The sequence below is a fragment of the Nocardioides bruguierae genome, assembly GCF_023554635.1.
GTDB classification, from domain to species: domain Bacteria; phylum Actinomycetota; class Actinomycetes; order Propionibacteriales; family Nocardioidaceae; genus Nocardioides; species Nocardioides bruguierae.
In genome coordinates, this window is sequence record NZ_JAMJPH010000003.1 from 273,734 (window position 1) to 291,491 (window position 17,758).

At 73.0% G+C, this 17,758-nt stretch carries 13 protein-coding genes; 11 read left to right on the forward strand and 2 right to left on the reverse strand.

Annotated features, from left to right (window positions below):
* Positions 1 to 19: 19 nt before the first annotated feature.
* A complete protein-coding gene (locus M8316_RS03620) occupies positions 20 to 496 on the forward strand; it encodes a MarR family winged helix-turn-helix transcriptional regulator (RefSeq protein ID WP_250052110.1) in 477 nt (158 codons plus the stop codon).
* Positions 497 to 499: 3 nt separating this feature from the next.
* Here the strand turns inward: M8316_RS03620 and M8316_RS03625 are convergent, their stop codons facing one another.
* The gene (locus M8316_RS03625; RefSeq protein WP_250052111.1) at positions 500 to 1,282 is read right to left on the reverse strand and encodes an IclR family transcriptional regulator; all 783 of its coding nucleotides are present in this window, start codon (positions 1,280 to 1,282) and stop codon (positions 500 to 502) included.
* A gap of 185 nt (positions 1,283 to 1,467) precedes the next feature.
* On the opposite strand from M8316_RS03625, the gene kduI reads away from it, so the two are divergent.
* The 10 genes from kduI (at position 1,468) to M8316_RS20410 (ending at position 17,130) form a co-directional block, all read left to right on the forward strand.
* Positions 1,468 to 2,286: a 5-dehydro-4-deoxy-D-glucuronate isomerase gene (kduI, locus tag M8316_RS03630; protein WP_250052112.1), complete on the forward strand. Its 819-nt coding sequence runs from the start codon at positions 1,468 to 1,470 to the stop codon at positions 2,284 to 2,286.
* A complete protein-coding gene (locus M8316_RS03635) occupies positions 2,283 to 3,062 on the forward strand; it encodes an SDR family oxidoreductase (protein ID WP_250052113.1) in 780 nt (259 codons plus the stop codon). The genes kduI and M8316_RS03635 overlap by 4 nt, the downstream gene beginning before the upstream one ends.
* A 126-nt stretch (positions 3,063 to 3,188) precedes the next feature.
* Positions 3,189 to 4,277 (forward strand): sugar ABC transporter substrate-binding protein, encoded by a 1,089-nt coding sequence (locus M8316_RS03640; RefSeq protein ID WP_250052114.1) that lies wholly within the window; start codon positions 3,189 to 3,191, stop codon positions 4,275 to 4,277.
* A 2-nt stretch (positions 4,278 to 4,279) separates the two neighbouring features.
* The gene (locus M8316_RS03645) at positions 4,280 to 5,281 is read left to right on the forward strand and encodes an ABC transporter permease (RefSeq protein ID WP_250052115.1); all 1,002 of its coding nucleotides are present in this window, start codon (positions 4,280 to 4,282) and stop codon (positions 5,279 to 5,281) included.
* Complete coding sequence (locus M8316_RS03650; protein WP_250052116.1) at positions 5,278 to 6,834, forward strand: sugar ABC transporter ATP-binding protein; 1,557 nt, start codon at positions 5,278 to 5,280, stop codon at positions 6,832 to 6,834. Before M8316_RS03645 ends, M8316_RS03650 begins: the two co-directional genes overlap by 4 nt.
* Positions 6,831 to 7,985 (forward strand): ABC transporter permease, encoded by a 1,155-nt coding sequence (locus M8316_RS03655; protein ID WP_250052117.1) that lies wholly within the window; start codon positions 6,831 to 6,833, stop codon positions 7,983 to 7,985. Before M8316_RS03650 ends, M8316_RS03655 begins: the two co-directional genes overlap by 4 nt.
* A gap of 61 nt (positions 7,986 to 8,046) precedes the next feature.
* On the forward strand, positions 8,047 to 9,552 hold the full coding sequence (locus tag M8316_RS03660; RefSeq protein WP_250052118.1) for an aldehyde dehydrogenase family protein: 1,506 nt from the start codon (positions 8,047 to 8,049) through the stop codon (positions 9,550 to 9,552).
* Positions 9,553 to 9,647: 95 nt separating this feature from the next.
* Positions 9,648 to 10,259 carry a bifunctional 4-hydroxy-2-oxoglutarate aldolase/2-dehydro-3-deoxy-phosphogluconate aldolase gene (gene eda / locus M8316_RS03665; RefSeq protein ID WP_250052119.1) on the forward strand — a complete coding sequence of 204 codons (612 nt, stop codon included), beginning with the start codon at positions 9,648 to 9,650 and terminating at the stop codon, positions 10,257 to 10,259.
* Positions 10,256 to 11,335: a sugar kinase gene (locus M8316_RS03670; protein WP_250052120.1), complete on the forward strand. Its 1,080-nt coding sequence runs from the start codon at positions 10,256 to 10,258 to the stop codon at positions 11,333 to 11,335. Before eda ends, M8316_RS03670 begins: the two co-directional genes overlap by 4 nt.
* Positions 11,336 to 11,646: 311 nt before the next feature.
* A complete protein-coding gene (locus M8316_RS20410) occupies positions 11,647 to 17,130 on the forward strand; it encodes a LamG-like jellyroll fold domain-containing protein (RefSeq protein WP_272494597.1) in 5,484 nt (1,827 codons plus the stop codon).
* A 243-nt stretch (positions 17,131 to 17,373) separates the two neighbouring features.
* Here the strand turns inward: M8316_RS20410 and M8316_RS03685 are convergent, their stop codons facing one another.
* Positions 17,374 to 17,598 (reverse strand): tautomerase family protein, encoded by a 225-nt coding sequence (locus tag M8316_RS03685; protein WP_250052121.1) that lies wholly within the window; start codon positions 17,596 to 17,598, stop codon positions 17,374 to 17,376.
* Positions 17,599 to 17,758: the final 160 nt, after the last annotated feature.

The following is a 17,758-nucleotide window of genomic DNA, read 5'->3' on the forward strand; positions in this document are numbered from 1 at the left end:
GGATGAGACGCTGGGTCGCGTGAGCGAGACCGACCCGGTGGTGGACGCGCCCGTGACGGACGAGGCCGTGACCCGGGTGGGGCTGCTGCTGGAGGTGGCGGCCGGTCTCGCGACCCGGGTCGACGCCCAGCTGCGTCGTGACAGCGACATCACCGCCTCGACCTACGAGGTGCTGGTCCGGCTGCACCGCAGCGGCGGCGCCAAGCCGCTCTCCGCGCTGGGCCGCGAGCTCGCCGTCACCACCGGTGGTGTGACCCGGATGATCGACCGGCTCGAGCGCGACGGCCTCGTGCGGCGGGTGCGCAGCGAGGCCGACCGCCGCTCGGTGCTGGCGGAGATCACGGACGCCGGCACGCGGACCCTGCTCGACGCGCTGCCCGGTCACGTCGCCGACGTCCGGGACCTGCTGGCGGCGCTGGACGACGACCAGCAGGCCGCCCTGGAGAGCGCGCTGCGCACGCTGCGCGACGCCCTGGGGGACCAGCCGCGGAGCTGAGCCTCAGACCGAGGCGGACCAGTCGGCGGTGGCGGCGAGCTTCGCGCGGGCGGCGAGCAGGGTCTCGATGATCATGTCCTGCCGGCCGTCGCCGAGCCGGCTGATCGGCACGGAGACGCTCATGGCGTCCGTGGCGTGGCGGGTGAAGGGGAGCGTCACGCCGAAGCAGCGCACGCCGAGGCAGGACTCCTCGGACTCCGTGGCGTAGCCCTGCACCGCGGCGGTGTCGATGATCTCCAGCACCTCGTCCTTGGTGACGGTGGTGTGCGGGGTCATCGCCTTGATGTCGGTGGGCACGAGCGCGGCGCGCTGCTCGACGGGCATCTCCGCGAGGATCGCGCGGCCCAGCGCGGTCGAGTAGGCGGGCAGGCGACGCCCGACGGCGGAGTGCATGCGCAGCGGGTGCACCGACTCGCGCTTGCCGGTGTAGATGACGTGGTCGCCGTCGAGGCGGCCGAGGTGCACGGTCTCCTGGGTGGCCGCGGCGACCTCGTCGAGGATCGGGGCGGCGCGGGCGAGGATCGCGTCCCCGTCCAGGTAGGCCGAGCTCGCGACGAGGCAGTGCATGCCCAGCTTGTAGACGGTTCCGGTGGGGTCGGTCTCGAGCCAGCCCTTGACGACCATCGTGCGCACGAGCGCGTGCAGTGAGCTCTTCGGGATGCCCATGCGCGAGGAGAGCTGGAGCTGCGTCCCGGGGCCGCGCACGGCGATCTCGTCGAGCAGGTCGAGCGCCCTCGCGGCCGACTTCACGGTCGAGGGAGTGCTGTCTGCGCTGGTCTGAGCCATGTCGTGCCCGCCTTTTACCCAAGAAGAACGAGGGGTGCCTGTTCGGGCACACACTACGCCCTTCGTTCACATACAGAAACTCACTCCCACCTATTGACCGTGACGTGAACCACATCCTAGGTTGAACTCAGTTCACGAATACGAACGCAGTTCAGAGAATCACGTCATCAGACCAAGGAGCGCCCGTGATCCAGGTGCGACACTCAACCTCGCCGGCCGGCGCGGAGACCGCGACGACGGCGGACCTGCGGAGGGACTTCCTCGTCGAGGACCTCTTCGTCGAGGGCCAGGTCACGGCCACCTACACCCACGACGACCGGATGGTCATCGGCGGCGCGGTGCCCGGCACCGGCCAGCTCGACCTCCCCGCCTACACCGACGTCCTCGGCGTCGAGAGCCACCTCGAGCGCCGCGAGCTCGGCGTCATCAACGTCGGCGGCTCGGGCCACGTGCTCGTGGACGGCGACAAGCACGAGCTCGGCCACCTCGACGGCCTCTACGTCGGCCGCGGGAGCGAGGTCTCCTTCGCCGGCGCCGACGCCGCCTTCTACTTCGTCTCCGCCCCGGCGCACGCGACCTACCCCACCACCGCCCTCAAGCACGACGAGGTCGAGCCGGTGGCCCTGGGCAGCAAGTCCGGCGCCAACGAGCGCCACCTCTACCGCTACGCGTGGGGCGAGGAGCTCAAGACCGCCGTCCTCCAGTTCGGCGTCACCGTCATCGCCGACGGCTCGGTGTGGAACACCTTCCCGCCGCACCTGCACGACCGGCGCACCGAGGTCTACCTCTACTGCGACCTCGAGGCCGACGACCGGGTCTTCCACCTCATGGGCCGCCCCGGCGGCACCCGCCACCTGGTGGTCAAGGACCGCCAGGCCGTGATCTCCCCGCCGTGGTCGATCCACTCCGGCGCGGCCACCGGCTCCTACGCCTTCGTGTGGGCCATGGCCGGCGAGAACAACGCCTACACCGACCTGCAGTCCGTCCCCCTGGAGAGCCTGTGACCACGCTGACCGCCCCGGAGACCACGAGCCCCTTCGACCTGCACGGCCGCACCGCGGTCGTCACCGGCGCGGGCCGCGGCCTGGGCCAGGGCATCGCGATGGGCCTCGCCCAGGCCGGCGCCGACCTCGTGCTGGTCGGCCTGCCCGGCAGCCAGGAGGCGACCGCGGCGCAGGCCGTGGAGCTGGGCCGCAGCGTCCGCGTCGTCGACCTCGACGTCTCCGACCACGACGCCATCGGCCCCGCCTGCGAGTCCATCCTGGCCGCGGGCCCCGTCGACGTCCTGGTGAACAACGCCGGGATCATCGACCGCATCGACACCGTCGACGTCCCCGCCTCCTCGTGGGAGCGGGTGCTCGACATCAACCTGACCGGCCTCTTCTACATCACCCAGGGCATCGGTCGCTCCATGGTCGAGCGCGGCAGCGGCAAGATCGTCTCGATCGCCAGCCTGCTCGCGTTCCAGGGCGGCATCCGCGTCATCTCCTACGCCACCGCCAAGCACGGCGTCGCCGGCATCACCAAGGCCCTGGCCAACGAGTGGGGCCCGCACGGCGTGCAGGTCAACGCCATCGCCCCCGGCTACATGGCCACCGACAACACCACCGCGCTGCGCGAGGACCCCGAGCGCGCCCAGGCGATCCTCGACCGGATCCCGCAGGGCCGCTGGGGCACCCCCGCCGACGTCGCCGGCGCCGCCGTCTTCCTCGGCAGCCCGGCCGCCGACTACGTCAACGGCCACGTGCTGGTCGTCGACGGCGGGTGGATGGCGCGCTGAGCGCGCCCCACCCACCCACCCACGCACGCACCAGACCCACCGCACCTCCGCCACTCGGGGCGAGACGCACCACCCACCCCCGCCGGGAGACCGGCACCCGAAGTCACGAGAGATCGAGGACGAACGATGAAGTTCCAGTCACGCCCCGCCGCCCTGTTCCTGGGCCTCGCCACCGCCGCGGTGATGCTCACCGGATGCAGCGAGACGTCCACCGCCGGCGGCGGTGGCTCCAGCGCCGAGGCCGGGGCCTGCGACCCCGCCGACGTCACCCTCGTCGGGCAGGTCCGCAACGAGTCGAACCCCTACGAGGCCTCCTGGCTGGACGGCGGCGACGCGTTCGCCGAGTCCGTCGGCCTCACCCAGCAGCGCCTGACCTACGACGGCGAGTCCACCAAGCAGCAGGAGCAGATCCGCCAGGTGCTCGCCGGTGACACCGACTGCCTCGTGCTCAACGTGCTGCCCAACGGCGACGCCGACACCCAGCCGATCGTCATGGGTGCCGACGAGGCCGGCGCCTACCTGGTGACCCAGTGGAACAAGCCCGCCGAGCTCGACCCGGCCGACTACGACCGCTGGATCGCCCACATCACCTACAACGGCGAGGAGTCCGGCAAGCAGATCGGCGACGCGCTCGCCGAGGCCATCGGCGGCGAGGGCGGCATCATCGCCCTCCAGGGCGTGCTCGACACCGCCGCCGCCAAGGACCGCTTCGCCGGCCTCGAGGCCTCGCTCGCGGAGAACACCGGCGTCACCCTGCTCGACGAGCAGACCGCCAACTTCTCCCGCCAGGAGGCGCTGACGGTCACCAAGACCCTGCTCGCCAAGCACGGTGACGACATCAAGGGCATCTGGACCGCCAACGACGACATGGCCCTCGGCGCCCTCGAGGCGCTCGAGCAGGCCGGCCGCACCGACGTCGCCGTCGTCGGCATCGACGCGGTGCCGGACGCCCTCACCGCCATCGACGACGGTCGGATGACCGCCACCGTCTCCAGCGACGGCCCCTGGCAGGGCGGCATCGGCCTGGCCATGGGCTACTGCGTGGCCACCGGCGAGCTGAGCATGGACGACGTCGCCGACGAGAACCGCGCGTTCTTCGCCGAGCAGTTCCTCATCACCGACGACAACGTGGGCGACTTCCTCACCCCGTCCACCGACCCGGCCGACTTCGAGTGCGGCAACGTCTTCGACCGCGTGGCGGGTCCGCTGTCGTGACCATGACATCCCCCGCCGGCCACGTCGGCGCAGCACGCCCCCGGCCCCGGCGGGGGGTGTCGCTGCGCAACGCCGGGCCCTCGCTGGCCCTGCTCGTCGCCGTCGTCCTCTTCTCCGCGCTCAGCCCGCAGTTCCGCACCCTCACCAACCTCACCAACGTGCTGGACGCCGCCTCGGTGCTGGCCGTGGTGACGTGCGGAGTCACCTTCGTGCTGGTCATGGGGTCGATCGACCTCTCGGCCACCGGCGTCGTCGCGGCCTCGGCCGTGGCGGTGGCGCTGCTGGTCTCCAACAACCGCAACGACCTCGATCTCGGCATCCTCGGCATCGCTCTCGCGGTGGCGCTGGGTGCCGCGCTCGGCGGCCTGAGCGGGCTGCTGCTGGTCACGCTCAAGGTGCCGTCCTTCATGACGACGCTCGGCATCTCCGCCGTCGGCCTGGGCGTCGCGACGCTGATGTTCTCCGGCGTCCAGCCGAACCTGGACGGCGCCGGCCTGGAGACCTGGGCCAGCGACCGGTTCCTCGGGCTCACCCACCTCACCTGGATCGCCGTCGGCTGCGTCGCGGTCGGCTACGTGATCCAGCGCTGGACCCGACTGGGTCGCTACGCGTTCGCCATCGGCGGCGCCGAGGAGGTGCTGGCGCTCTCCGGCGTCCGCGTGGCCCCCTACAAGGTGGCCGCGTTCACGCTGGCCGGGGCGTTCTACGGCCTCGGCGGCGTCATGGTCACCAGCCAGCTCGGGGCCGGGCTGGTGCAGGCCGGCAGCGGCCTGACGTTCTCCTCCATCACCGCCGCCGTCGTCGGCGGCACCCTGCTCACCGGCGGACGCGGCGGCGTCCTGCAGTCGGCCGTCGGCGTCCTGCTCATCACCGTGCTCACCAACGGCCTCGTGCAGGTCGGCGTGAGCCCGTACTGGCAGGGCGGCGTGCAGGGCCTCATCGTCGTCGTCGCCGTCGCGGCAGCCGCGCTGCCGCTGCGGCACAGGAACCAGGTGGTCAAGTGAGCACGCAACCGATCAGCCGCCCGACCGCGGCGCACCGGGCGAGCACCCCTGCGCTGGAGGTCCGCGGCCTCGTCAAGCACTACCCGGGCGTCAAGGCGCTCGACGGCGTCGACTTCCACGTCGACCCCGGCGAGGTCCTCGGCCTCGCCGGAGAGAACGGCGCCGGCAAGTCCACGCTGCTCAAGAGCCTCGTCGGCCTCGTGAAGCCGGACGCCGGCGACATCTACCTGCGCGGCGAGAAGGTCGTGCTGCGCAGCGTCGTCGACGCCGCCGAGCAGGGCATCGGCATGGTGTTCCAGGAGCAGTCGCTGGTGCCGAACCTGACGGCCGCCGAGAACATCGTGCTCGGCAGCGAGGGCCCCGGCGTGCGCCGCGGGTTCTACCGCTGGGAGACGATGCGCCGGCTGGCCCAGGAGCAGCTCGACAAGATCGGCAGCGCCATCGACCCGCTGGCGCGCACCGACTCCCTCTCCTTCGCCGACCGGCAGATGGTCGAGATCGCCAAGGTGCTGCGCATCGAGCAGCGCACCAACGTCGCGCCCGTCATCATCCTCGACGAGCCGACCTCGGTGCTGGAGTCGGAGGAGGTCGAGACCCTCTTCACCCAGATCCGCCGGCTGAAGGAGTTCGCCTCCGTCGTCTTCGTCTCCCACCGCCTCGACGAGGTGCTCGACGTGTGCGACCGCGTGGCGGTGCTGCGCGGCGGCCGGTCCGTCGGCGACGTGAGCACGGAGGGCGCCGAGCCGGCCGACCTGCACCGGATGATGATCGGCGCCGCCACCGGCGACGACCACTACCACGAGAACCTCGCCGAGCCGGCCGAGCGGCGCGAGCGCCTGACCGTGCGCGGCCTGAGCGGCAAGAGCTTCCACGACGTCGACCTCGACATCGCCGCCGGCGAGGTCCTGGCCATCTGCGGCGTCCACGGCTCCGGGCGCGAGGACGTCTGCCGCGCGCTGTTCGGCGCCGAGCAGACCCTCGCCGGCGAGGTGACCCTCGACGGAGAGCCGCTGGACCTCTCCGGCACCCGCGCGGCGTGCGCCGCCGGCGTCGGCTACGTGCCGGCCGAGCGGAAGATCGAGGGGATGGTCGGCCCCATGTCGGTGGCCGACAACATGACGTTGACCAAGCAGGGCGTGCGCTGCGTCGGACCCTTCGTGGTGCCGGCCAAGCAGTCCTCGCTGGTGCAGCGCTGGATCGAGCGGCTCTCCATCCGCACCCCCAGCGGCTCGACCGCGATCGGCCGGCTCTCCGGCGGCAACCAGCAGAAGGTCGTCCTGGCCCGCTGGCTGGTCGCCGCCGACATCCGGCTCCTGCTGCTCGACCACCCCACGCGCGGTCTCGACATCGGCGCCCGCTCCGAGGTGTACCGCCTCATGCGCGAGCTGGCGAACACCGGCGTCGCGACCCTGCTGCTCGCCGACAGCCTCGAGGAGGCCATCGGCATGGCCGACCGGATCGTCGTCATGAGCGACGGCCGGATCGTCTCCGAGGTGGCCTGCCCGACCGGCGACAAGCCCACCCCGCTCGACCTCGTCAAGGAGATGGTGTGAGCACCTCCGCCACCACCCCGTCCACGCCGTCCGGCACCCCCGGCCCAGGCGGCCCCGGGAGCATGGCCGTCACCGATCCCGGCCGCAGCCCGGCCGGCGCGCGGCTGCGCCAGAACGGGCCCGGCGGCCAGGGCCGCGTCCTGCCCGACCCCGCCCCCGGCACGCCCTCCAGCAGCCCGGGCAGCAGCCCGGACGACGTCGTCGCCCGCGGTCGCTCGACGGCGTCCCGCCTGACCTCGCTGATGCCGGTGATCGCGCTCGTCGCGCTGGTCGCCGCCCTCACCGCGGCCGACCCGGGGTTCCTCACCGAGCGCAGCCTCGTGGCCGTCGTCAACACAGCGGCGCCCCTGGCGGTGCTCGCGGCCGGCGCCACCATCGTGGTGCTCTGCGGCGGCATCGACCTCTCCATCGCCGCGCTCTGCTCCCTGGCCAGCGTGCTGCTGGCGCTGTGGCTGCCGGACCTGGGTGGCGTCGCGATCCTCGCGGTGGTGCTGGCCGCGGCTGCGCTCGGTGCGCTCCAGGGCCTGGTCCACGTCGTGGCGCGCATCCCGTCCTTCGTGGTGACGCTCGGCGGCATGAGCGTCTTCGGCGCGGTGGCGCTGGTCGTCTCCGGGGCCGGCACGGTCGGCGTCAGCAACCTCGACCCGCTGCGCTGGGCCACGATGTACGTGGGCGGCCGCGTGCCGGTCGCGGTGCTGGTGGCGGTGCTGGTGGTGGCCGCGATCGCGTTCACCATCCGCCTCACGCCGCTGGACAGCTGCCTCAAGGCCACCGGCTACGCCGAGTCCGCGGCCCGGCTCGCCGGCATCCACGTGGACGCCGTCAAGGTGGGTGCGTTCGCGCTCTCCGGCGCGTGCGCCGGCCTGGCCGCCGTCCTGCTGGTCTCCCGCAACTTCTCCGGCAGCCCGACCATGGCCGACTCGCTGCTGCTGCCCGCGGTCGCCGCGATCGTCGTCGGCGGCACCGCCATCACCGGCGGCCACGGCGGCGTCTGGCGCACGCTGGCCGGCGCCCTGGTCGTGACGCTGCTGCGCGTCGGCCTCTCCACCGTCGGCGTCTCCAGCGCCTACGAGCAGATCCTCTACGGCGCCGTGATCGTCGCGGCCGTCGCCCTGACCCTCGACCGCTCCAAGGTCCTGACCATCAAGTAGCCGCGGGTCCCACGACCACCGTCGCCACCGGCCCGTACCGCACCCACCCTGGAAGGCAACCATGTCTCTCGACCGTCCCACCGATCGGCCCGGTCTCCTGCCCGCCGTCCGCTCGTTCCTCTCCTCGCCCCGCCAGCTGCTCATCGACGGCGAGTGGGTCGACGCCAAGGACGGACGCACCTTCGCCACCGTCGACCCCGCCACCGAGGAGACCCTCGTCCAGGTCGCGCACGCCTCGGAGGTCGACGTCGACCGCGCCGTCGTCTCCGCCCGCAGCGCCTTCGAGCACGGCTCGCCGTGGTCGAGGATGTCGCCCCGCGAGCGCTCCCACTTCCTCTGGAAGGTCGGCGACCTGATCGACGCCCGCGCGGAGGAGCTCGCGCAGCTCGAGTCCCTCGACAACGGCAAGAGCCTGGCCTCGGCCCGCGGCGACGTCGGCGTCGCCGCCGAGCTGTTCCGCTACTTCGCCGGCTGGGCCACCAAGATGGAGGGCACCTCCATCCCCATGTCGGTGCCCGGCAAGGAGTTCCACGCCTACACCCGTCGCGAGGCCATCGGCGTCGTCGCCGGCATCGTGCCCTGGAACTTCCCGCTCACCATGGCGTGCTTCAAGGTCGTCCCGGCCATCACCGCCGGCAACACGATGGTGCTCAAGCCCGCGGAGCAGACCCCGCTGACCGCGCTCTACCTCGGCCAGCTGCTGCTCGAGGCCGGCCTGCCCGCCGGTGTCGTCAACGTGGTCACCGGCTTCGGCGACGCGGGTGCCGCCCTCGTCGACCACCCGGACGTCGACAAGGTGGCGTTCACCGGCTCCACCGAGGTCGGCAAGAAGATCGCCGCCGGCGCGTCCAAGAACCTCAAGAAGGTCTCCCTCGAGCTCGGCGGCAAGGCGCCCAACATCATCTTCGCCGACGCCGACCTGGACGCCGCCGTGGCCGGTGCCGCCCTGGCCGGCTACTTCAACGAGGGCCAGTGCTGCGTCAACGGCTCGCGCCTCTACGTGCAGCGCTCCGTCTTCGACCAGGTGATCGACGGCGTCGGCAAGGCCGCGCAGGCGATCCGCGTCGGCGACGCCTTCGACCCCGCCACCACCATGGGCCCGCTGGTCTCGGCCGAGCAGCACCAGAAGGTCATGGGCTACGTCCGCGGCGCCATCGCCGACGGCGCCACGATCAACGTCGGCTCCGGCGACCCCGCCGCCGACAAGGGCTACTTCTTCGCGCCCACCCTCATCACCGGCGTCACCGAGCAGATGGCCGTGCAGACCGACGAGATCTTCGGCCCGGTCATCACCGCCATCCCCTTCGACACCGAGGAGGAGGTCATCGCCGCGGCCAACAACACCGTCTACGGCCTGGCCGCCGGCGTGTGGTCCAAGGACCTCGGCACCGCCCACCGCGTCGGTGCCCGGCTCCGGGCGGGCACCGTCTGGCTCAACACCTGGCACGCCGACGACGTCACCCTCCCTCGTGGTGGCTTCAAGCAGTCCGGGTGGGGCCGCGAGCTCGGGTCGTTCGGCCTGGACGACTACACCGAGCTCAAGACCGTCATCGCCGAGCTGCGATGACCACGCCGAGGACGCGCGACGCAGACGCGGGCACCCGCCCCGGTCAGCCGGGACCTCTCCCGCTCGGCGGTCACGGGCTGGGCCCTCACCGCGTCGTGCCCGTCGTCGTCCTCGACGAACCGGCGGCCGCCGACGACCTGGGTGCAGCCCTGGTCGCCGGCGGTCTCCCGGTCGCGGAGGTCACCCTCCGCAGCCCCCGTGCCGCCGAGGTCGTGCACCGGCTCGCCCGCCGCGGTGACGTGCACGTCGGCGTCGGCACGGTGCTCACCGCGGCCCAGGTCGAGGCGGCCCACGAGCTCGGAGCCCGGTTCGTGGTCTCGCCCGGCCTGGTGCCCGAGGTGGTGCACCGCTGCCGCGAGCTGGACCTGCCGGTCCTGCCGGGCGTGGCCACGGCCGGCGAGATCGCCGCCGCGCTCGCGCTCGGCCTCGACACCGTGAAGCTGTTCCCGGCGGAGGTCGTCGGTGGCGTGCCCGCCGTCCGCGCCTTCTCCGCGGTCTTCGGCGGGCTGCGGTTCGTGCCCACGGGCGGCATCACCGCCGCGTCCGCACCCGCCTACCTCGCGGAGCCCGCGGTGGCCGCCGTCGGCGGCAGCTGGATGGTGGCGCCCGACCTGCTCGCCGCGGGGGAGTGGGACGAGGTCGCGCGGCGGTGCGCCGCCGCTGCTGTGCTGGGCGCGCCCGAGGCCTGCGAGGCGGTGCCGGGGTGATCGACCTGCGACCCGCCGAGGAGTGCGCGTACGACGTCGTCGCCCTCGGCGAGGTGATGCTGCGCCTGGACCCCGGGGACCGGCGCATCCGCACCGCCCGCTCCTTCGACGTGTGGGAGGGCGGCGGGGAGTACAACGTGGCCCGCGGCCTGCGCTCGGTGTTCGGCCACCGGGCCGGCGTCCTGACCTCCCTGGTGGACAACGAGGTCGGCCGGCTCGTGGAGAACCTCGTGCTCGCCGGCGGGGTGGACACCTCGCTGGTGCGCTGGGTGCCGTTCGACGGCCTCGGCCGCGCCGCCCGCAACGGCCTCAACTTCACCGAGCGCGGCTTCGGGGTGCGCGGTGCCCTGGGCGTCTCCGACCGCGGCGCCACCGCCACCAGCCTGCTGACCCCGGGGGACCTCGACCTCGAGGACCTCTTCGGGCGCCGCGGGGTGCGGTGGCTGCACACCGGCGGTGTGCTCGCCGGGCTCTCGCCGGGCACGGCGGCCCTCGCGGAGGAGGCGATGGCCGTCGCCCGGCGGCACGGCACCGTGGTCTCCTACGACACCAACTTCCGCCCGAGCCTGTGGGCCGACCGCGGCGGCCCGGACGCGGCGGTCGCGGTCAACGCCCGCCTCGCCGCGCACGTCGACGTCCTCGTGGGGCACCCGGCCGACGTCACGCCGCCCGGCGAGGGCGACGCGCCCCCGGACCGCTCGCCCGACGGCTTCGCCGACGCCTGCGCGAGCCTGGGGGAGCGCCTGCCGCACCTGTCGGTGGTGGCGACCACCCACCGTCGCGTGCAGGACGCCTCGCGCAACGACTGGCAGGGCCTGGCCTGGTCGCGCGAGGACGGGGTGGTGCGCTCGCGCCCCTACGCCGACCTCGCCGTCCTCGACCGCGTGGGCGGCGGCGACGGCTTCGCCGCGGGCCTCGTGCACGGGCTGCTGGGCGGCGAGCCCCTGGCGTCCTGCGTGGAGCTGGGGGCCGCCCACGGCGCCCTGGCGGTCACCACGCCCGGCGACACCTCGATGGCCACGGCGGACGAGGTGCGCGCGCTCGCCGCGGGAGGCGGGTCGGCCGTGCGTCGCTGACCCCGCCACGCGCCGCAGTCGCAGTGCCCGCGCCGGGCGCACGCGGCCCCGCGAGAGGCCCCGACAGCGGCCCCGACAGCGACCCCCAGCCCCGGGACGGCGTCCCGGGGCTGGAGGCGTGTCCGCATACGTGAACTGCGGATCCTAAAGATTCACAAATAGGAATCTGATTCTTGACTGTGATGTGACGTGCGCCATACAGTCGAGCCGCCAGCGGTCCTCTCGGGCCCCACCTGCGCCGGCCCGACCATCGGGCGGTGCTCGCACGGGGCGGGTCGCCGGCACGTCAGTTCCACGAACCAAGGAGCCCCATGAACGTGCTTCGCAGGTCTGCTCGCAGACGCCTGGCCGGCCGGTTGCGCCGGTCGGCACTGCACTCCGTCGCCCTGGTGGCGGCGCTGGCCGTGGCCGTGCCCACGACCCAGGCCGTCACCGCCGCCCCGGCTGCCGCCGCGGACGAGGACGGGACCCTCTCGGTCCTGCTCTTCTACAAGCCCAACTTCCACGCCTCGAACGTCGAGGCCCGGGCCGCGATCCGCGACCTGGCCGCCGACCTCGGCACGGAGTACGGGCTGCCGGTCGACATCCAGGAGACGGACGACCCGTCGGCCTTCACCCCCGAGAACCTCGCCACCAAGGACGCGCTCGTCTTCGCGCAGACCGGCGGCGTGCTGTTCAACGACGCCCAGCGCGCGGCGCTCGAGGACTACATCCGCGGCGGCGGCGGCTACATGGGCCTGCACTACGCGGGCTGGTCGGTCGGCCAGAGCGAGCACGACGTCAACCCGTTCTACGCCCGCCTCGTCGGCGCCTCCTCCGAGGGGCACCCCGAGAACCCGGCCGTGCGCCCTGGACGCGTCGTCGTCACCGACACCGACAGCCCGCTGACCGCAGGCCTGCCGGCGGAGTTCACCCGCAGCGACGAGTGGTACGACTGGATCGTCAACCCGGCGCCGAACGTGCGCACGCTGCTCTCGGCCGACGAGTCCTCCTACGGCATGGGCCGCCAGGGCTCCTCGCACCCGATCACCTGGTGCCAGGAGATCGACGAGGGACGCTCCTGGTACTCGGGCATGGGCCACGCCGGCACCGCCTACTCCGAGGGCGTCATCCGCACCCAGATGAGCCGCGGCCTCGCCTACGCCGCCGGCCTGCTCGAGGCCGACTGCTCCCCGCCGTCCAAGGAGGAGCAGGGCGGCTGGAGCGGCGTCACGCCGTGGCCGCTGGTGCCGATCAACATGTCGCTGACCTCGGAGGGCACCGTGCAGTCCTTCGGCAGCGTCGGCGGCTGGGGCACGGACGCCACCCCCTACGACTGGACCGGCAACAGCTCGGTCACGCAGGGCGGCCAGACCGAGGTCGACATCTGGGACCCCGCCGAGGAGCGGACGCTCGAGAACCTCCGCGACGGCATCATCCCGAACCTGACCTACACCGACCTGTTCTGCTCGATGCAGGTCCAGAACCCGCTCAAGGGCGCCACGATGACGGTGGGCGGTGACGACGGCCTGGGCGGCAACGCCCCGAACGACGCGGCCATCGGCGTCACCAGCTACTCGACGAACTCCGGTCTGCAGACCGAGGCGCCGATGAACTACCCGCGCTGGTACCCGACCGGCACGACGCTGCCCAACGGCGACGTCGTGGTGCAGGGCGGCAGCCTCAAGGGCGGCCCCGGCGGCCCCGCGGTGCTCACCCCCGAGCTCTACGCCCCCGACGCCGGCAACGGCTGGAAGACCCTCGACGGGGCCACCAGCGACGTGGCCTACGGCGACGGCGGCGGCGTCGACGAGAACCGCTGGTGGTACCCCCGGGCCTTCGTGGTCCCCGGCAAGGGCACCGTCTTCAACGTCACCGGCACCCAGATGTACGAGCTCGACCCCTACGGCAACGAGGGCGAGGGTGAGCTGACGCTGCGCGGCACGCTGCCCGGCGCCGTCGCGAACCAGGGCGGCCTCGGCAACCCGGTCGGCGCCACGTCCACCGCCACCATGTACCGCCCCGGCAAGATCCTGCAGGTCGGCGGCGGCTGGTGGGCCAACGGCGGCGGCCCGGCCGGCGCCCGCGCCGGCCTGACCATCGACATCACCGGCGGCACCGAGAACCCGGTCGTCGAGGCCACCGACCCGATGCAGTTCGGCCGGCACTGGTCGACCTCCACGCTGCTGCCCGACGGCGACGTCCTGGTCACCGGCGGCAGCACCGACAACAACGGCAACGGCGGCTACGTCACCAACCCGGAGATCTGGCACCCCGAGACCGGCGAGTGGACCACCGTCGAGGTGCCCCACGAGCACGCCCGGCTCTACCACTCCACCGCCCTGCTGCTGCCCGACGGCCGCGTCATGATCGGCGGCGGCGGCACGCCCGGCCCGCGCAACTACACCGACGTCGAGTACTACTCCCCGGCCTACCTCTACGACGGCGACGAGCTCGCCGCGCGGCCGGAGATCACCGACGCCCCCGCGCGGGTCGGCTACGACGGCGTCTTCGACGTCTCCACCACCGGCGCGGTCTCCCGCGTGACCCTCGTCCGCAACGGCTCGGTCACGCACGGCTTCAACAACGACCAGTCGTTCCAGGAGCTCGACTTCACCCAGGACGGCGACACCCTCACCATCGACGCCCCGGTCGACGGCACCTACGCCACGCCCGGCACCTACATGCTGTTCGTCTTCGACGAGTCCGGCACGCCCTCCGAGGCGTCCCTGCTCGACCTGGCGCCCGGCGTGAAGATGGACCAGCGCACCCCGATGGTCGTCGACCAGTTCGAGTACCCGCGGCTGCCCACCGACTGGCGCGGTGGCAACCCGCCGCAGGTCGTCGACGTCCCCGCCGGCAACGGCCGGATGACGCCGTGGAACGTCACCGACGACGTCCAGCTCGTCCGCGGCACCGCGAACGGCCAGGGCGGCATCGGCGCGGCCGGTCACCAGCTCTCGCTGGGTGACTCCGGCTCGCTCCAGCGTCGTCTCACCGGCCTGGACGAGGGCGCGACCTACCGGGTCTCGCTGCGCTACGCCCGGGACGGCCGCGACGCCGCCGGCCTCGGGGACGCCTCGGCGACCCTGACCGTCGGCGACCTGTCCGAGACGCTCACCGCGACGACGGCGAACAGCTCGGCTGCCGACGGCAACCGGGTCACCTACGCCACGTACGTGGGCACCTTCACCGCCGGCTCCCGGGCCGAGCGGCTGCGCCTGGCCGCACCCGGCTCCGGCGCCGGCCTCATGGTCGACGACATGGTCGTCATCGCCGAGGACCCGGGCACCGCCGACGCCGACCTCCACTACGAGCTCGACGAGGGCACCGGCACCACCGCCGCCAGCACAGGCACCGACGCGTCCGTCGGCGACGCCGTGCTGACCGGCGACACCGGTTGGTCGGAGAACGGCGTCGAGGGCGGCTCGCTCGACCTCGTCGGCGGCGAGAACACCAACGCCGTCGACCTGCCCGACGACCTGCTCGCCGGCGCGGACGACTTCACCACCTCGTTCTGGGTCCGCCCGGACGCGCTGAACAACTGGACCGGCCTGTTCCACCTGGGCACCGGACTGGGCGGGGCCGGCGGCTTCTTCCAGATCCAGACCCAGACGCAGGCCGACGGCAACACCGGACTCGCGGCCACCTTCAAGGTCGCCGGCCAGCCGCTCCAGGAGCGGGTCTACGCCACCCCGGCCGTCGACGTCGCCGTCAACACCTGGAACCACGTGGCGTTCACCCGTGAGGGCTCGACCGGCACGCTGTTCCTCAACGGCGAGCCGGTGGCCAGCCGCGACGACCTGACGATCGCCCTGAGCGACGTCACCGCCGCGGGCACCGAGAACAACTGGCTGGGCCGCAACGGGTTCCCGGACGCCTCCTTCGACGGTCTCGTCGACGAGGTCCGTGTCTGGTCCTCGTCGCTCTCGGCCACCGACGTCGCGGCGCTCTACGCCGACGGCACGGCCCTGAGCACCACCACGACGGTCGAGGCCGACCTGGCCTCCCCGTCCCCGTTCGCCGAGCCGGTCACCTTCACCGCCACCGTGGCGGCCGACGGTGCCACGCCCGAGGGCTCCGCCTCCCTGGTGGTCGACGGCTCCGTCGTCGGCTCCCCGGTCACCCTGACCGAGGGCACCGCCACCTTCGAGGCCGTCGCGCTGAACCGCGGCGAGCACGAGGTCCGCGTGGACTTCACCGCCGACGCCGGCTGGCGCGACTCGACCGAGACGATCACGCACACCGTCCAGGGCCCGCCCCCGGGCTCCGGCGTGCCGATCCGCTACGCCTTCGACGAGGGCAGCGGTGACACCGTGGCCAACGAGGGCCTCGACCAGTCCGTCGGCTCCGCCACCCTCGGTGGCGAGACCTCGTGGGCCGAGGGCCGCTTCGGCTCCGCGGTCCTGCTGCCCGGCGGCGGCGCCGCCACCGGCAACCAGGTGGCGCTGCCGAACGACATCGACGCGGGCATGAGCGACGAGTTCTCCATCTCGGTCTGGGCCCGCCCGGACGCGCTGCCGAACTGGGTGCCGCTCGTGCAGATCGGCTCCAGCACGGACACGTTCTTCCTGCTGCAGTCCAACACGCAGGCCGGCGGCCCCACCGGGTTCGCCGCGACCTTCAAGGCCCCCGGCAACGCCAACCAGGAGCGTCTGACCCTCGGTGGTGACGTGCCGCTGAACGAGTGGACCCACATCGTCTACACCCACAGCGGGACGACGGGCCGGATCTACTTCGACGGCGAGCTGCAGGGCGAGCGCACCGACTTCACGCTCGACCTGAGCGACGTCGGCGTCGACGGCCACACCACGGCCAACATGATCGGTGGCACCAGCTGGCCCGACGGTCGCTACGACGGTCTGGTCGACGAGTTCCGCATGTTCGGCTACGCGCTGACCCAGGAGCAGATCGACGAGCTCTACGTCGGCCCGGCCCCGGAGAACGAGGCGCCCGTGGGCGTCGAGGACTCCTACGAGACCGAGCAGGGCACCGCCCTCGAGGTCGACGCCCCCGGCGTCCTGGGCAACGACACCGACGCGGACGGCGACACCCTCGTCGCCCTCGCCGAGGACGCCCCGGAGCACGGCTCGGTCGACCTCGCCGAGGACGGGTCGTTCACCTACACCCCCGACGAGGCGTTCTCCGGTGAGGACACCTTCACCTACACCGCCTCCGACGGCACGGACTCCTCCGAGCCCGTGACGGTGACCATCACGGTCACCGAGGTCGACCCGGCCCTGGTGGAGACCACCACCAGCGCCACGGTCCGGTCCTCCACCTACGGCCGCCCCGTGCGGGTGGACGTGGAGGTCCGGCCCGGCACCGCCACCGGTGCCGTCGAGGTCCTGCTGGGCGAGGACGTCCTCCGCTCGGTCGACCTCGAGGACGGCGCGGCGCGCGTCGGCCTGGGCCGCACGACGCTGCGACCGGGCCGGCACGAGCTGACCGTCCGCTACGCCGGCGACGAGACCCACGCGGCCTCGTCGACCACCGTCGAGGCCGTCGTCCGCAAGGCGCCGACGACCCTGACCGTCAAGGCCCGCGGTGCGATCGAGCGGGGCCAGCGGCTCCGGGTCAAGGCCCTGGCCCAGGCGCCGGGCCAGGTGACGATCGCGGGCAAGGCGCGCGTCGTCGTCCGCGGCGGGGTCCGCTCCGGCCGCTACGTCACCACCGTCCGCGTGCGGGACGGCGTGGCCGTGCTGCGCCTCCCGCGCGCGGTGCAGCGGGGCCGGATGACCGTGCGGGTCGCCTACCTCGGCAACCGCCTGGCCACCCGCGCCGCCGACACCAAGGTGGTGAGGGTCCGCCGCTGACCGAGCACCGTTGACGAGCGGGTCCGGGAGGTCCTCCTTCCCGGGCCCGCTCCGTCACGCCCTGCCCCCGCCGAGTCGGCAGCAGCGTGCTGCCGACTCACCGCCCAGTAGGCAGAAGCTTTTATCCGGGCGTGGGAGCGCCGGGCGGGGACGTGGCAGCGCCGGCCTGGAGACCAGGCCGGCGCTGTCGTGGGTGCCGGGGTGGGTGCCGGCGGGTGCGCGGGTGGCGCGGGGTGGGGCTGCTCAGCCCTGGGCGAGGCCCGCGACCACGCCGGCCCTGCTGTCGTCCTCGCTGGCGAGCACGCCGCCGTTGGCCACGGTGTCGGCGGTGATCTCGGTGAAGACCATGCGGACGTCCTGGCGGCGCGCCCCGAGCAGCTCGACGGCGCTGGTGGCGACGGCCTGGGCGAAGGCCCGACGCTGCTCGATGGTGCGGCCGGCGAGCAGCTCGACGGTGATGTTGGGCATGGGGTGCCTCTCTCTGGTGGGCCGCCCACGCGGTCACGTACACGGCTTCGATTCACTGACGTGAACGACAGTAGCCATTCCTGTGTCGAATTCACATCCTTGACTTGAGTTCGGTTCACTGATTCAGTGACGCACGTCACCCCTCCAGCAGAAGGAACCG

Bases quoted from the DNA above. Each gene is read 5' to 3' on its own strand.
- M8316_RS03645 (WP_250052115.1), top strand. From the start codon at position 4,280: ATGACATCCCCCGCCGGCCACGTCGGCGCAGCACGCCCCCGGCCCCGG.
- M8316_RS20410 (WP_272494597.1), top strand. From the start codon at position 11,647: ATGAACGTGCTTCGCAGGTCTGCTCGCAGACGCCTGGCCGGCCGGTTG.
- M8316_RS03625 (WP_250052111.1), bottom strand. From the start codon at position 1,282: ATGGCTCAGACCAGCGCAGACAGCACTCCCTCGACCGTGAAGTCGGCC.
- M8316_RS03660 (WP_250052118.1), top strand. From the start codon at position 8,047: ATGTCTCTCGACCGTCCCACCGATCGGCCCGGTCTCCTGCCCGCCGTC.
- M8316_RS03685 (WP_250052121.1), bottom strand. From the start codon at position 17,598: ATGCCCAACATCACCGTCGAGCTGCTCGCCGGCCGCACCATCGAGCAG.
- M8316_RS03640 (WP_250052114.1), top strand. From the start codon at position 3,189: ATGAAGTTCCAGTCACGCCCCGCCGCCCTGTTCCTGGGCCTCGCCACC.